The sequence below is a fragment of the Paramesorhizobium salinisoli genome (assembly GCF_003335045.1).
Taxonomy (GTDB): Bacteria; Pseudomonadota; Alphaproteobacteria; order Rhizobiales; family Rhizobiaceae; genus Paramesorhizobium; species Paramesorhizobium salinisoli.
Map to the genome: position 1 here is coordinate 162,457 of NZ_QOZG01000002.1, position 14,577 is coordinate 177,033.

Here is a 14,577-nt window from a genome sequence, read left to right on the forward strand (position 1 = left end):
TCCCGATTTTAGGAATTAGGCAGCAGGCTCATTGACCGAGTGAAACGGCGACGTTGACGGCGGCAGCAACAAGTATCGTGTTGAAGAAATATGAAACGATGCCGTGCATCAGGTTGATCTTGCGCATGGCTGTCGTCACGATTGCGGTGTCAGACGTTTCTGTCGCCATGCCGATCACATAGGCAAAATAAACGAATTCGAACCCTCCGGGCTCCTTGCCGCCCTGGAAGGCAAGGCCACCTGCGTGTTCAGGCGCGTTCCCGTCCGCGGCCAATCCCGGTTTCCAATAAAGATGCGCGTAATGGACGGCGGCCATCATATGGATCGCCAACCAGCCAAGCGGTACCGCCGCAAGCGTCAGCGTCAGATCGAGCGGCTGAAATCGATGCGCCGAATTGATCAGGACAAACAACGAGCCCACGGCAACCGCAACAGCACCGAAGGTTACGGCAAATATGATCCAGACCGGTTCATCGGCCCGCGCTATGTTGTTGCGCAACACATCCGGCGTCAGGTTCAACATCTTCGATGCAGTCAATACCAGATAGACCACAAAGAACATATCCACCGCGACGACATAGGCGACGCGCGGAATGAAAGCCAGACCAAGCGCCAGCGCTACTACACCAACGATGGCGGCAATATAGAACGAATTATGTCGACTATTCATATTATACTCGTCTATCAAATCGGCAGCCGACCTTTGCATGAAAGTAGCCTGCATATTGTTCATGAATAGTTTATCGCCGAAAAAATTAACCTATATGTACGTCTGCCTGGTATGGACACTATGAAGCCGAGCTCGGATTTTTATCGCGGGCATTAGACTTTAGTTGTCCTCTTCGGGGGAATGCGCTAAAATCCGTCCATTCAGACAATGTGATATTTCACCCAGCAGTTTAGCTGGATGACGGCATCACCCGTTTGAGGGAGGTATCAATGAATGAGGTAGTGACTGGTTCAACCAGAAAACCGCGCCCTGTACCATCGCATATACTGCAGAGAATCCAGGCGGAAATGCCTAAGCCTTCGAATGACCGAACGCGCATTTCGGATATATTGAGATTGGCAAAGGGCGGTTATTCCCGCTGCCGTCGCAAACTGCATTTGCCGCAAAATTCACAGACGTAAAACGGCTCTGCCCGGATGTCCGAGAGGGGATATGCGGGACGCGTCAAGATAAGGCCAGAAGATCGGCGCGCAAACGGTCGGGATCGGCCCCGGCGAGAAGCTGTTCCGTGTGCGCATGCGTCACATTCCAGATTGGAACGGCCGAAGCCAGCAGCGCTTTTCCCGCAGGGGTAAGCGCCATACGACGGCTGCGCCTGTCATTTTCATCGGGTTTGATCTCGATAAGGCCACGCCGCTCAAGCGGCTTGAGATTGGCGGTAAGCGTCGTCCGGTCCATGGCAAGCAATGCCGAAACCGAGCCTATGGTCGGCGGGTTCGGCCGGTTGAGCGACATCAGCAGCGAGAATTGACCGCTTGTCAGCCCAACGGGGCGAAGCGCATCGTCAAAGCGTCTCGCAAGGGCGCGCGCCGCACGCTGCACATGGAGGCAAAGACAACTATCGCGGACGAGAAGGGTCGTTTCGAAGGGAATTTCAATCTGATTTGACATGCGGCAATAATGTTGATATCAACCTATTATGTCAAGGAAAATCGCACGGCCGCGCCCGTATCCCAGCCGATGAAACCCAAGAGGAGGCCCCCATGCACCACCCTTTCGTATCTCCGCCTGTCGTATCCCGTGAAGAGTGGCTGAAGGCCCGCAAGGCGCTTCTCGCCGGCGAAAAGGAAATGACGCGGCTGCGCGACAAGCTCAATGCCGAACGGCTGGCGCTGCCTTGGGTCAAGGTCGAGAAGGACTATGTCTTCGACACCCCGACGGGCAAGAAGACGCTTGGCGAACTGTTCGACGGCCGCAGCCAATTGATCGTCAATCACTTCATGCTGGGACCCGGCTGGGAAGCAGGCTGCGTCGGCTGCTCCTTCCAGGCCGACCATATCGACGGCGCGCTTGCCCACCTGGAAAATCACGATGTCACATTCACCGCCATTTCTCGCGCGCCTCTCCCCGAAATCCTGGCCTACAGAAAGCGCATGGGCTGGCGGTTCAACTGGGTTTCGTCCTACGACAACGACTTCAACTATGACTACCACGTCTCCTTCACGCCGGAAGATCTGGCGAAAGGCAAGGTTTTCTACAATTTCACCGAGATCGATGCGGAGAAGGCATTTGGTGAACTGCCCGGGATGAGCGCCTTCTACAAGGACGAGGCGGGCAATGTCTTCCATACCTATTCCACCTATGCGCGCGGCGGCGAGGAACTGATCGGGACGTTCATGATCCTCGATCTCGCGCCCAAGGGCCGCAACGAAACGGCCACCATGGACTGGGTGCGTCGCCACGACGAATATGAGAAAGCGCCTGATCTGCGCGCCTGTTGCGCCTGACCGACATTTACCATCCAAAGGAGGAAACCATGAAAGCAGAACCGCAGAAGGAACATCACTGGCTGCAGCAACTCGTTGGCGAGTGGGTTTGCGAAATGGACGCCAATTCACAAGGTCCTGAGGGATCAGGCTCCCAGAATACAGGTGCGGAGTCCCCCAGCCAGGCTACATGGACCGAAAGCGTCCGCTCGCTTCACGGGATCTGGGTCATCGGCGAAGGAAAGGGCGAGATGCCTGAAATCGGTCCCGTCACCACGATCCTGACGATCGGCTACGATCCACAGAAGAAGCGCTATGTCGGCACATGGATCGGCTCGATGATGACCTATCTCTGGGTCTATGACGGCTGGCTCGACGAGACAGGAACCGTCCTGACACTGGAGGCGGAAGGCCCCGATTTCGCCGCCGAAGGCAAAACGGCGAGATATCGCGACATCATTACCATAAAGGATCCGGATTATCGCCTCTTCACGGCCAAGGTGCTGGGCGACGATGGAGAATGGCGCGAAATGATGCGGGTCCATTACCGCAGGAAAGGCACGAGTGCCGGGCAGTCCGCAGAACCTGCGAAAGCGGCTGCATCGCTCTGAACTTCTTCGAGTTCTTCGCTTGTCCGGACGGCTTCGCTCGGGCAAGCGATGGAGCGTCTACAAAACCATCAATGTTGCGCGCGTTCAAAAGGACCTTCCCATGGCCGAACTCTCGATCCCCCCGCATACCGCTCGTCGGCGTCACACCCCATCTCAATGTTGAAGGCGCGAGTGATGCTTCGGCGTTTTATCAGCGGGCGTTCGGTGCCGAGGAATTGTTCCGCGTACCGGCGGAGGACGGCAAGAAACTCATGCACTGCCATCTCAAGATTAATGGCGGATCATTGTCTGCGATTGCTTTCCCGAAATGGGCTATGGCCACGAACCTTCCCGAAGCTTCACCATGCATTTGCAGGTCGACGACGTGGATAGTTGGTGGAAGCGCGCCACCGATGCCGGAGCGGAAATCGTCATGCCGCTGGAAGTCCAGTTCTGGGGTGACAAATACGGGTCGTTGCGCGATTCATTCGGCGTCAACTGGTCGCTTGCGTCACACGTCGATTAAGAGCCGATCTTCTCCCGATCTTTTCCCTGCGTGATAAGACGCGCGCTGCGATGACCGGACATGTAGATCCATAGCCAACTCAGGGCGACCGCGATACGGTTGCGCGTGCCGATCAGGAAAAAGATATGGGCGAGGCCCCATATCCACCACGCCAGCCAGCCGCGCAGCTTGATCCAGCCAAAATCGACGACCGCGGCGCGCTTGCCGATCGTCGCGAGGCTGCCGGAATGCTTGTAGCGGAACGCCCCGGGCGCGGCCTTGCCGGAAAGCCGCGCCTTGAGGGTCGCAGCGACATGGCCACCCTGCTGCTTGGCGGCGGGCGCTATACCCGGAACCGGTTTGCCATCCGGCGCGAGGACAGCGGCGGTATCGCCAATAACGAATATCTCGGGATGGCCTCGAACGGTGAGATCAGGCTCAACCTGCACCCTGCCGGCGCGGTCGGCCTCAGCCCCGAGCCACTGCGCCGCAGGCGAAGCCTGCACCCCTGCGGCCCACAGAATGGTTCCCGTCGCGAGCGTCTCCTTGCCGAAGACCACATGCCCGGCGGCGCATTCCGTCACCGGCTCTCCTGTCCTGACCTCGACGCCGAGCCGTTCGAGCGCCTTGCGGGCGTAGTCGGAGAGATCATCGGTAAAGCCCGCCAGGATGCGCGGTCCCGCCTCGATCAGTACGACGCGCGTCAGATGCGGATCGATGCTGCGAAAATCCTTGGCCAGGGTGACATGGGCGAGTTCGGCAATGGCGCCGGCAAGCTCCACCCCCGTGGGACCGCCGCCGATGATGACGAATGTCAAAAGCGCCTGCCGCCGCGCCGGATCCATTTCGTTCTCGGCCAGTTCGAAGGCCGTCAGCATGCGGCGGCGGATCGTGGTGGCGTCCTCGAGGGTTTTCAGGCCGGGGGCGAAGCGCTCCCATTCGTCATGGCCGAAATAGGCGTGCCGGGCGCCTGTCGCGATGACCAACGTGTCATAGGGCACGCTGTGGCCGTCGCTGAGCAGGACCTCGCGCTTTGCAGTGTCCACCCCCTGAACCGTCGCCAGGAGCGTTTTCACCTCCGGGCGGTCGCGGAAGAGATAGCGTACCGGCCAGGCGATTTCCGACGTCGCCAGGATTGCGGTTGCGACCTGATAAAGGAGCGGCTGAAACAGGTGGTGATTGCGCTGGTCGATGATGGTGATGCGGACCGGAGCCCCCGCCAAACCGCGAACGGTTTCGAGACCTCCGAAACCCGCACCGACAACCACGACATGATGCTCAGCCAAGGAATGCTCCTGTTCTTTGCGCCATTTTCTTGAATATCAATGTAGATCAATCGAAGATCATTGCCAGCGGCTATTCGTAAAGTGCAAACTTAATCAACTGGTTTGCACTTCAGAACGGATAAGGCCTTCGACCTTGTCAGTTGTCGGCGCCAATCGGTAGGGACGCTGATTGCATCGTTCGGACGAAATTCCGATATTAGGCTGCGTAACGGGTAAGTGCCGACGCCATCTTCTTCGCCGGTGCCCGCACAAACTGAAAGAGGTGACGAACCATGGATGCAAAACCCGAGCAAAACTGGAGAGCTGACATACTGGATTTCTGGTTCGGCGAGATCGGGCCGAAGCAATGGTTCGAAAGCACGCCCGAACTCGACGGCGATATCCGCGCCCGGTTTCTCGATCTCCACGAGGCGATTGCCCGCAAAGCTGCGGAAAAGCCCGACGCTCTTGGGGAAGATGCGGAGACGGCGCTTGCCGCCATCATCGCGCTCGACCAGTTTCCGCGCAACATGTTCCGGGGCACGGCACGCGCCTTTGCCACGGATCCGCTGGCGCTCGCCGTTGCCCGGCACGCGATCGACCGCGAACTTCACAATCAACTGCCCCAGGAGAAGCGTAGTTTTCTCTATCTGCCGTTCGAGCACAGCGAGGATCCGGCCGATCAGGAGCGCTCTGTCGCACTGTTCACCGAACTGGGCGATGAGGAAGGGCTGAAATATGCCGCCGAGCATCGGGATATCATCGCCCGGTTTGGGCGTTTTCCCCATCGCAACGACATTTTGAACCGCATGAATACGGCAGAGGAAGAAGCCTTCCTCCTTACCCATAAAGGTTTTGGGCAGTCATTACCGACGGAGACTGTAACTGGAAGCTGAAATCATTCAGCCTTCATCGACTATCAGCCGTGGATTTTTACGCTTACGTCAATGTAACTCTTGCGTGAGGGAGCGAACTCGCCATAGATAAAGATGGAGGAGCAAGGCTGATCGCGTTATCGGTCTTGAAACAGCGCTGACAACCGGGGCGTCCGCGCACCGAACGGTGCAGCGGGAACGAGATATGGGAGGCAGAATTGGCCAAGAAAACAACATCCGCAGACAAGCCCGCGACGCAAGCCGCCGAGAGTCCGACAAAGCAAAAGACCAGACCGGCAACCAAGGCCAGTCCGGCAAAGACAAGTCCGGCAAAGGCAAGTCCGGCCAAGGCAAGTCCGGCAAAGGCCGCCCCAGCAAAGGCCAGTTCAACAAAGGCAAAGGCGGCAAAGCCGGCGACGGCGAAAGCCCCTGCCCCCACCGTCAAGAAGGCTGCCACGAAGACACCGGCAGCGAAAGCAGCTTCCAAGCCCTCCCCTGCAGGGCCTGAGCGCGTCTGGATTAAATCCTATGCCCCCGGCGTTCCAGCCGAGATCGCGACGTCGTCCTATTCTTCGATCGGCGATCTCATCGTCTCGTCCTGCCGCAAATATTCCGACAGGCCATCCTTCACCAGCATGGGCAAGACGCTGACCTATGCGGAACTGGAGAAGCAGTCGGCAGCGCTCGCCGGCTGGCTGCAGTCACGCGGGCTCGTCAAGGGCGACCGTGTGGCGGTGATGATGCCGAACGTCCTGCAATATCCGGTGGCTATCGCAGCCGTTTTGCGGGCGGGACTGATCGTCGTCAACGTCAACCCGCTTTATACGCCGCGCGAACTCGAGCATCAATTGAATGATGCAGGCGCGAAGGCCATCATCATCCTGGAGAATTTCGTCACCACGCTGGAAAAGGTCCTGCCCAGAACTGCGGTGAAGCACATCGTCGTCACGTCCATGGGCGACATGTTGGGCCTCAAGGGCCATGTGGTCAATTTCGTCGTGCGCAAGGTCAAGAAGATGGTTCCGGCCTGGAGCCTGCCGGACCATGTCCCGTTCAAGAGGGCGCTCGCCCAAGGGGCCGCGAAGGGCTTTTCACCTGTTGAGGTGGCCCCGTCCGATGTCGCCTTCCTGCAATATACCGGCGGCACGACGGGCATTTCGAAAGGCGCGACGCTGCTTCACAGCAACATCCTCGCGAATGTCGAGCAGATGCGCGTGTGGGTCGACGTCGCCTACCGGATCAAGGGCAAACCGAAAGAAGTGAACTTCATTTGCGCGCTGCCGCTCTATCACATCTTTGCGCTGACGGTGAACGCGATGATGGGTATCGAGCAAGGCGCGCGCAATGTCCTGATCCCCAACCCGCGAGACATTCCGGCTTTTGTAAAGGAATTGCGGAAATATCCGATCCACATCCTGCCCGGCCTCAACACTCTGTTCAACGCACTTCTGAACAATGAGGATTTCCGCAAGCTCGATTTCAAGCCAATGATCCTGACGCTCGGCGGGGGGATGGCGGTGCAGCGCCCCGTTGCCGAACGCTGGCAGGCGTTGACCGGCTGCCATATCACGGAAGGCTACGGGCTTTCCGAGACATCGCCGGTGGCGACGGCCAACAGTCTGGATGCGACCGAATATAGCGGGACGATCGGCCTGCCGCTTCCATCGACCGATATCGCCATTCGCGACGATGACGGCCGCGATCTTCCGCTCGGCGAAGTCGGTGAAATCTGCATTCGCGGGCCGCAGGTGATGCACGGCTACTGGAACCGTCCGGACGAGACGAAATCGGCCATCTACAGCGACGGTTTTTTCCGCACCGGCGACATGGGTTTCACGGACGAACGCGGGCTTACCAAGATCGTCGATCGCAAGAAGGACATGATCCTCGTCTCCGGCTTCAACGTCTATCCCAACGAGATCGAGGAAGTGGCGGCGGAACATCCGGGGATCGTCGAGGCGGCGGCCATCGGCGTAGCGAACGAGCATTCGGGCGAAGTGGTTAAGCTGTTCGTCGTCCGCCGCGATCCCGATCTGACCGAGGACGCGGTCAAGGCTTTTTGCGCCGAACGGCTGACGAACTACAAGCGCCCACGCATCGTGGAGTTCCGCGATGAATTGCCGAAGACGAATGTGGGAAAGATTTTAAGGCGAGAGTTGCGGGGTTAGGAAGGCGATCTCTCACGTCTTTGCCGCTGGAATAGCAACGCTGGCGGGACAGCGCCCCCTTCTGTCCTGCCAACGAACCCGTTGACAATTTTTCGGAAAATGCCCTTCTATTCATGCCTCTCAACTCGCTTCTGGAGGCAGCCATGCGGCATTTTCCCTATATCGGCTCAGGTCCCTACTGCTACGCTAATTCGTTCGCGATGATGTGCGGGGCGGATGCCCCCTCGCCCCAAGTCATCGAGTTTGCAACAAGCAGCCCGTTCGGGATGCAGATCGTGGGCGGGACGCTGCCTTTCTTCGATCCCTACGGATGGACGCCCGAGGCCGGGTTCGATGCAGCGCTCGATGCCATGGGCTGGACCTCTACCGTCAGCAAGGGCGGGAGCGAGGAGGACGCGCTGGCGCGGCTCAAATTCGCCCTCGCCGATGGCCCCGTCTGGATCGGGCCGGTGGAAATGGGGCACCTGCGGCACCAACCCGGCATGAAAGGCGCTATAGGCGCGGATCATTATGTCGTCGTGCTTGGCGTCGATGACGCATATGTGCGGATGCACGACCCGCAAGGCTATCCCTTCGCCTTGCTGCCGCTTGCCGACTTCATAACCGCCTGGCGGGCCGAAACCCTCGATTATGGCGAGGCTTACACCATGCGCACCGGGTTCCGGCGGCTGCGGGCGGTGTCAGAGGAAGAAACGATCCGCGCATCGCTCCCCGCCGCCATTCGCTGGCTGTCCATGGAAGGCGTTCAGCACCTGCCCGCCGGAACGCTTGGCAATGGCGCGGCAGCGAAAGCTTTGGCGGCGATGATCGAGGGCGGCTGTGATGAAGACCTGCGCGGCCACCTCATCCATTTCGCCATCCGCGTCGGCGCGCGGCGGCTTGCAGACGCTGCCACATGCCTTGCGCGGATCGGCCTCGTCGAAGCGGCGCAAATCGCCTCAAAGCAGGCGTATCTTGTCGGCGCACTGCAATATCCACTGACGGTGGGCCGGGATGCGGAAGCGGCCGCGATCTTACGAAATCTCGCGCCGCGCTATGAGCGGTTGCTGGCGATGTTACGGGCCGCAAACACCTCCGGCAACCCGGCAATCGAAGGGAGCACCATATCCGCATAAGGCTCCAGCGCCTCGCGCGGGCTGTTGCCGGAGAGGACACCCACCGCGAGGCCTGCTCCGGCCGCGCGGGCGGTCTCCAAATCGTGGAGATTGTCGCCGACCATAGCGATCTCGCCGGGGTTCAGCCCGAGCCTTTCGGCGAAATGGAAGATCGGGTCGGGATGCGGCTTGGGGCGGGCGACCGTGTCATAGCCAATGAAGGTGTGAAACAGCGGGGCAATGCCCAACGCTTCCGCCGTCGCCCGCGCGCCGGCTTCGGAATCATTGGTGGCAATGCCGAGCATGAAGCCCTTGCCGCGCAAATCCGCCAGCGTCTCGCGCAGGCCCTCGATCGCCACCGCAGCCCGCGCGCCCTCCGTGACGCAGTAATCATTATATTCGCGGATCAGCGCGGCGCGGGCCTCCGGCTTCTCGTCGGGGTGCCAGAGATCGACGATATTCTCCACCGTGCCGGCGGCGATCACCGAATTGGGGCGAAAGCGACCGGCCGCCCAGTCGTAGCCGCCCTCATCCAGGATATCTCGGGCCTTCGCCTCGTTGCCCCCGGACGACCGCCGCGCCAGTTCCTTCGATATGCCGAACCATGTGCGGTTGAAATCGACCAGCGTGCCGTCCTTGTCGAAGAGGATGGCCTTGATGGCGCCAAGCGGCACATGGGCCATCATGCCTCCAATGCGCCGGGGCGCTTGGCGACAGCCGAGGGGCGCGAGCCGAGCAGCTTGAGCAGGTCGTCTCCGCGCCTGACATAGCGCAGGCTGCGCCGCGTCAGGATGCGGCCGGCCTGCGGAGCGACCAGCGTGACATCCCCGGAAGGATCGCCTGGCCGCGTTACTATGGTGACCAGCGCGTCACCCTCGCCTACCTCGTCGCCGGGGACGACATGATAGAGCACCATGCCTCCTTCAGGCGCGCGCACCATCTCGACATTACCAAGTGGCGTCACCGGGCCGTTGAATTCGATGGCAAGTGTCTCATCCTCGTCCTTCACCACGCCGCGATGGGCGAGGAAGCGGTAGAGGCCTTGCGCATCCGATTGCCCCGTATCGAAATTGACGTCTGCAAGCCCGCGGAACTCAACCGTGGTGACGGCGCGCCGCTTCATGTCGCGGGCATCGCCGGGCAATTGCAGCACCGGATATGCGCAGGCTTCCTCGAAGGCAGCATCGGCGGTCGAATCCCAAGAAAGGATCGCTTTCGAACCCAGTGCGGCAGCCAAGTCGTACATGTCCGGCAGGAAATCCTGATGGATATAGAGATAGTTCTCACTCTGATCGTCACAGTGCAGATCGAGGACGATTTCATGCGGCAAAGCGAGGCGCAAGAGCGTCGCCTTCAATCTCCCGGCAAGCGGCACGGGTGCATCTATTTCCGGCAGGGCCGACGTATTGAAATCGGGCAGAAGCGGGAAAGCGCGGTTGAAATTGGTCTGGGTGAAGAATTCGAAGCGGCCGAGATGTTGATAGCCCTGCCACTGGTTGGAGGCGATCGGGTTGGCCTGGGGCAGAATAGTGATATTACCGGCAATGCGCCCTTCGGCCTCGGCTTTTTGCAAAAGCGGAACGAGGAAATGCAGCGCAGCCTGACCGGGAAGCTCGCCGCCGTGCAGCGAGGATTGCAGATAGGCCGTCGGCGCATTCGCATCTTTGCCTTCAAAGCGCAGGACTCGCAATTCGATGGTGTTGCCGGGCACATCGCCGGGAAGGGTGATCGTCTCAGTTTTCATGATTCTTTCGGCCTGCAATTGGTGTCAGCTCAAGTGGCATGGCAGTCTATCCAATAATCCGGCGTCGTTCGCTCAGATGGGCGACAAGACCTTGCGTGGAGGCGTCGCGGCCTTCGGCGGACTTCTCCCCTGACACGACGGGCAGTAGTTCCGTCGCCAGTTCCTTGCCAAGCTCGACGCCCCACTGGTCGAAGGCATTGATGCCGAAGAGCTGCGCCTCGACAAAAACGCGATGCTCGTAAAGCGCGACGAGCCTGCCGAGCGCATAGGGGTCGAGCAGATCGTAGATAATCGTGAGCGAGGGTCGATTGCCTGAAAAGACTCGGTGCGGGGCCAAACGATCAATCTCCGCCGGCTCCATCTCCTTGGCCGCCAGCTGTGCCTTGGCTTCGGCCAGCGTGCGGCCCTTCATCAGCGCCTGCGACTGCGCCAGACAATTGGCGAGCAGCATTTCGTGCTGATGAACGAGATGCTGCTCGTGCCCCTTCACCGAGACGATGAATTCCACCGGGATGATATCCGTTCCCTGATGCAGAAGCTGGAAGAAGGCGTGCTGACCATTGGTCCCCGGCTCGCCCCATACGACCGGCCCCGTCGGGCCTGATACGGGCTTGCCGTCAAGCGTGACGCTCTTGCCGTTCGATTCCATGTCGAGTTGCTGAAGATAGGCCGGAAGGCGGGCGAGGCGCTGGTCATAGGGGATGACGGCGCGGCTGTGATAACCGGCGATGGCGCGGTGCCAGTAGCCGACGAGGCCGAGCATCACTGGCAGGTTCTCATCGAGCGGCGCATCGCGGAAATGCACATCCATCGCATGGGCGCCTTCGAGGAAGTGGCGGAAATTTTCCGGGCCGATGGCGATCATCAGCGGCAGGCCGATGGCCGACCAGATGGAATAGCGCCCGCCGACCCAGTCCCAAAAACCGAACACTCTGTCCGGCGCGATGCCGAAGGCGGCAACTTTGTCGAGCGCGGTGGAAACGGCGGCGAAATGTGCGCCGACAGCCGCCTCGCCAAGCGCCTCAGCGATCCATTTGCGCGCCGTCTGCGCGTTGGTCATGGTCTCGATTGTTGTAAAGGTCTTGGACGCGACGATGATCAGCGTCGTTGCCGGGTCGAGCGGCCCCAGCGTATCGGCGATATGCGCGCCGTCGATATTGGAGACGAAATGAGCGCGCGGGCCATCGTGATAGGGTGACAGCGCCAGCGTCGCCATGACGGGTCCGAGATCCGACCCACCGATACCGATATTGACGATATCGGTGATCGGCTTGCCTGTCTCACCGTTGATCGTCCCATTGCGGATGCCGTCGGAGAACGCCGCCATACGGTCCAGCACCTCGCGCACGCCGGGCAGCACGTCCTCGCCGTCTACCATGATCTTCTCAGACGTCGTATCACGTAGCGCGACATGCAGGACGGCGCGGTCTTCCGAATTGTTGATGGCTACGCCCGAGAACATGGCGGCGCGGCGGCCTTCGACATCGGCGGCGACGGCTAGATCCCTCAGGAGGCGCATCGTCTCGTCATTCACGAGGCATTTCGACCAGTCGAGCAGCAGATCGTCGAGGGTGAGCGAATAGCGTGAAAAACGGCTCGGGTCGGAGTCGAATGCGTCGCGCATATCCTTCGGCGCGCCCTTTAGCCAGTGGCTTTTCAAGGCAGCTACGGCTTCGTCGATTTTGGCCCCGTTCCTGGTCATGACGCACATACTCCCGAATCGAAAAAGGTTCCGTTTTTACTTCAATATGCCTGAAAGGGGCAGCGTTCCAGATGCCATGCAAAAAAGCAAAAGGCCGGAGCGAGGAAATCTCCCCGCCCCGGCCTGAGCCGAACGTTGCGGCGGAGAACCGCCGCATCTGTAATCCGATCAATGGTTATCGCGTGGCAGGCCCATGGTCTGGGCTATGCGCTGGTATTTGACGGCGGGCTTGAGCACCATGCCCTCGGAGAGCTGGTCAATCATGCCGCGCTGGATTTCCTGCCAGGGCGTCTGGTGGGCGGGATATGGATAGCCGCCAGCAGCCATCAGTTCGCTGCGGCGCTTTTGTAGTTCCTCGTCGGAGATGAGGAGATCGGCAGTTCCCTTCTTCAGGTCGATGCGCAACCGGTCGCCCGTCTTCACCAGCGCCAACCCGCCATTGGCGGCAGCTTCGGGCGAAGCGTTGAGAATCGACGGCGAGCCAGACGTGCCGGACTGGCGACCATCGCCGACGCATGGCAGCGCATGAATGCCCTTCTTGATGAGATAGGCAGGCGGCTGCATGTTGACGACTTCCGCGCCGCCGGGATAGCCGATCGGGCCTGCGCCGCGCATGATCAGGATGGTGTTCTCGTCGAGGCCGAGTGCCGGATCATCGATCTGGGCGTGGTACTCCTCCGGCCCGCCGAAGACCTGCGCGATGCCTTCGAAAGCCTCCGGGTCAGCCGGGTTCGACAGGTAACGGTCGCGGAATTCCGGCGAGATGACGCTGGTCTTCATGATGGCGCTGTCGAAGAGGTTGCCCTTCAGATTGATGAAGCCGGCCTTCTCCTTCAGCGGATCGGAGACGGGACGGATGACCTTCGTGTCAAGATTTTCCGCGCCGCTGCAATTCTCGCCGATGCTCTTGCCGTTGACGGTCAGCGCACCCGGATGCGGCAGCATTCCAGCCTTCATCAGTTCGTTGACGACGGCGGGCACGCCGCCGGCATGGTGGTAATCCTCGCCAAGATACTCACCCGCCGGCTGCAAATTGACCAGGAGCGGGATTTCATGGCCGATCGTCTGCCAATCATCATTGTCGAGCTTAACGCCGAGATGGCGGGCGATCGCGTTCAAATGGATCGGTGCATTGGTCGAGCCGCCGATGGCCGAATTGACGACAATGGCGTTTTCGAAGGCTTCGCGCGTCATGATGTCCGACGGCAGCAGGTTCTCCCGCACTATCTCAACGGCGCGGTAGCCCGTTTCGTAGGCGATCTGGCCGCGCTCGCGGTAGGGAGCCGGAATGGCCGCGCCGCCCGGCAGTTCCATGCCGAGCGCTTCGGCAAGCGAATTCATCGTGGTCGCCGTGCCCATGGTGTTGCAATAGCCGACCGAGGGCGCAGATGAAGCGACGATGTCGATGAATTCTTCAAAATCGATCTCGCCGGCCGCAAGCCGCTCACGCGATTTCCAGACGATGGTGCCGGAGCCTGTGCGTTCGCCGCGATGCCAGCCATTGAGCATCGGACCGACGGAAAGCGCGATGGCAGGGATATTGACCGTGGCCGCACCCATCAGCATGGCGGGTGTCGTCTTGTCGCAACCGACCGTCAGCACCACGCCATCAAGCGGATAGCCGTAAAGCACCTCGACGAGGCCGAGATAGGCGAGATTGCGGTCGAGCGCGGCTGTCGGGCGCTTGCCGGTCTCCTGGATGGGATGGACCGGAAATTCCAGCGCGACACCGCCCGCAGCCGCGATACCATCGCGCACGCGCTTGGCGAGCTCGACATGGTGGCGGTTGCAGGGCGAGAGATCGGATCCGGTCTGGGCAATGCCGATGATCGGCTTTCCCGAACGCAATTCGCGGCTCGTCAACCCGAAATTCAGATAGCGCTCGAGATAGAGTGCCGTCATGCCCGGATTTTCGGGATTGTCGAACCATTCCTGGGAACGGAGTGTCCTGGTCTTCTTTTCGCTCATTTTGCTTTCCTCACCGGCCATTTTCCAGCCCAGCCTTTTCCGCCATGGATAGGACAAACGGCCCCTCTCGGCAACAAGTATTACTAAATGACTTTTGGATCATGGCGCGCCATTTGGACGCGCGAAGGACGATAGCAGCCTGATGCATGGTGAAATCCGGCAGGAAAATCTACATTGCCGATCACGTATCGACTCGAAAACCGAAAAGATTTCGACAAGCGATGCACAGG

Annotated in this window: 13 protein-coding genes; 6 read left to right on the forward strand and 7 right to left on the reverse strand. The window is 60.0% G+C overall.

Annotated features, from left to right (window positions below):
- Nucleotides 1-28 precede the first annotated feature (28 nt).
- Complete coding sequence (locus DUT91_RS04315) at nucleotides 29-670, reverse strand: DUF1345 domain-containing protein (protein WP_114439624.1); 642 nt, start codon at nucleotides 668-670, stop codon at nucleotides 29-31.
- A 504-nt stretch (nucleotides 671-1,174) separates the two neighbouring features.
- Nucleotides 1,175-1,621: a MarR family winged helix-turn-helix transcriptional regulator gene (locus DUT91_RS04325; RefSeq protein ID WP_114439158.1), complete on the reverse strand. Its 447-nt coding sequence runs from the start codon at nucleotides 1,619-1,621 to the stop codon at nucleotides 1,175-1,177.
- 92 nt (nucleotides 1,622-1,713) lie between these two features.
- On the opposite strand from DUT91_RS04325, the gene DUT91_RS04330 reads away from it, so the two are divergent.
- From DUT91_RS04330 to DUT91_RS26505, 3 genes are all read left to right on the forward strand, one after another.
- The gene (locus tag DUT91_RS04330) at nucleotides 1,714-2,457 is read left to right on the forward strand and encodes a DUF899 domain-containing protein (RefSeq protein WP_114439159.1); all 744 of its coding nucleotides are present in this window, start codon (nucleotides 1,714-1,716) and stop codon (nucleotides 2,455-2,457) included.
- Between the two features lie 29 nt (nucleotides 2,458-2,486).
- Entirely contained in the window at nucleotides 2,487-3,047 is a 561-nt protein-coding gene (locus DUT91_RS04335; RefSeq protein WP_114439625.1) for a DUF1579 domain-containing protein, read from the forward strand.
- A gap of 343 nt (nucleotides 3,048-3,390) precedes the next feature.
- A complete protein-coding gene (locus DUT91_RS26505; protein ID WP_245419547.1) occupies nucleotides 3,391-3,552 on the forward strand; it encodes a VOC family protein in 162 nt (53 codons plus the stop codon).
- On the opposite strand, the gene DUT91_RS04345 is transcribed toward DUT91_RS26505, so the two are convergent.
- Nucleotides 3,549-4,817, reverse strand: coding sequence for an NAD(P)/FAD-dependent oxidoreductase (locus DUT91_RS04345; protein WP_114439160.1), 1,269 nt, complete (start codon nucleotides 4,815-4,817; stop codon nucleotides 3,549-3,551). The two genes, DUT91_RS26505 and DUT91_RS04345, sit on opposite strands and share 4 nt — an antisense overlap.
- Before the next feature lie 272 nt (nucleotides 4,818-5,089).
- Between DUT91_RS04345 and DUT91_RS04350 the strand changes: the two genes are divergently transcribed.
- From DUT91_RS04350 to DUT91_RS04360, 3 genes are all read left to right on the forward strand, one after another.
- Entirely contained in the window at nucleotides 5,090-5,692 is a 603-nt protein-coding gene (locus tag DUT91_RS04350; RefSeq protein ID WP_114439161.1) for a DUF924 family protein, read from the forward strand.
- 197 nt (nucleotides 5,693-5,889) lie between these two features.
- The gene (locus DUT91_RS04355; protein ID WP_114439162.1) at nucleotides 5,890-7,839 is read left to right on the forward strand and encodes a long-chain fatty acid--CoA ligase; all 1,950 of its coding nucleotides are present in this window, start codon (nucleotides 5,890-5,892) and stop codon (nucleotides 7,837-7,839) included.
- Between the two features lie 143 nt (nucleotides 7,840-7,982).
- Nucleotides 7,983-8,954: a hypothetical protein gene (locus DUT91_RS04360; protein WP_114439626.1), complete on the forward strand. Its 972-nt coding sequence runs from the start codon at nucleotides 7,983-7,985 to the stop codon at nucleotides 8,952-8,954.
- Here the strand turns inward: DUT91_RS04360 and DUT91_RS04365 are convergent.
- The 4 genes from DUT91_RS04365 to DUT91_RS04380 form a co-directional block, all read right to left on the reverse strand.
- Nucleotides 8,873-9,619: an HAD family hydrolase gene (locus tag DUT91_RS04365; RefSeq protein ID WP_114439163.1), complete on the reverse strand. Its 747-nt coding sequence runs from the start codon at nucleotides 9,617-9,619 to the stop codon at nucleotides 8,873-8,875. The genes DUT91_RS04360 and DUT91_RS04365 overlap by 82 nt on opposite strands.
- Entirely contained in the window at nucleotides 9,616-10,677 is a 1,062-nt protein-coding gene (locus DUT91_RS04370) for a M14 family metallopeptidase (protein ID WP_114439164.1), read from the reverse strand. Before DUT91_RS04370 ends, DUT91_RS04365 begins: the two co-directional genes overlap by 4 nt.
- 46 nt (nucleotides 10,678-10,723) lie before the next feature.
- The gene (gene pgi, locus DUT91_RS04375) at nucleotides 10,724-12,379 is read right to left on the reverse strand and encodes a glucose-6-phosphate isomerase (RefSeq protein WP_114439165.1); all 1,656 of its coding nucleotides are present in this window, start codon (nucleotides 12,377-12,379) and stop codon (nucleotides 10,724-10,726) included.
- A 168-nt stretch (nucleotides 12,380-12,547) separates the two neighbouring features.
- On the reverse strand, nucleotides 12,548-14,347 hold the full coding sequence (locus DUT91_RS04380) for an IlvD/Edd family dehydratase (protein WP_425373746.1): 1,800 nt from the start codon (nucleotides 14,345-14,347) through the stop codon (nucleotides 12,548-12,550).
- Nucleotides 14,348-14,577: the final 230 nt, after the last annotated feature.

What these genes read in the sequence shown, in the direction of transcription:
- DUT91_RS04315 (WP_114439624.1), bottom strand. Translation starts at nt 670, where the DNA reads ATGAATAGTCGACATAATTCGTTCTATATTGCCGCCATCGTTGGTGTA.
- DUT91_RS04325 (WP_114439158.1), bottom strand. Translation starts at nt 1,621, where the DNA reads ATGTCAAATCAGATTGAAATTCCCTTCGAAACGACCCTTCTCGTCCGC.
- DUT91_RS04330 (WP_114439159.1), top strand. Translation starts at nt 1,714, where the DNA reads ATGCACCACCCTTTCGTATCTCCGCCTGTCGTATCCCGTGAAGAGTGG.
- DUT91_RS04335 (WP_114439625.1), top strand. Translation starts at nt 2,487, where the DNA reads ATGAAAGCAGAACCGCAGAAGGAACATCACTGGCTGCAGCAACTCGTT.
- DUT91_RS26505 (WP_245419547.1), top strand. Translation starts at nt 3,391, where the DNA reads ATGCATTTGCAGGTCGACGACGTGGATAGTTGGTGGAAGCGCGCCACC.
- DUT91_RS04350 (WP_114439161.1), top strand. Translation starts at nt 5,090, where the DNA reads ATGGATGCAAAACCCGAGCAAAACTGGAGAGCTGACATACTGGATTTC.
- DUT91_RS04360 (WP_114439626.1), top strand. Translation starts at nt 7,983, where the DNA reads ATGCGGCATTTTCCCTATATCGGCTCAGGTCCCTACTGCTACGCTAAT.
- DUT91_RS04365 (WP_114439163.1), bottom strand. Translation starts at nt 9,619, where the DNA reads ATGATGGCCCATGTGCCGCTTGGCGCCATCAAGGCCATCCTCTTCGAC.
- DUT91_RS04370 (WP_114439164.1), bottom strand. Translation starts at nt 10,677, where the DNA reads ATGAAAACTGAGACGATCACCCTTCCCGGCGATGTGCCCGGCAACACC.
- pgi (WP_114439165.1), bottom strand. Translation starts at nt 12,379, where the DNA reads ATGACCAGGAACGGGGCCAAAATCGACGAAGCCGTAGCTGCCTTGAAA.
- DUT91_RS04380 (WP_425373746.1), bottom strand. Translation starts at nt 14,347, where the DNA reads ATGAGCGAAAAGAAGACCAGGACACTCCGTTCCCAGGAATGGTTCGAC.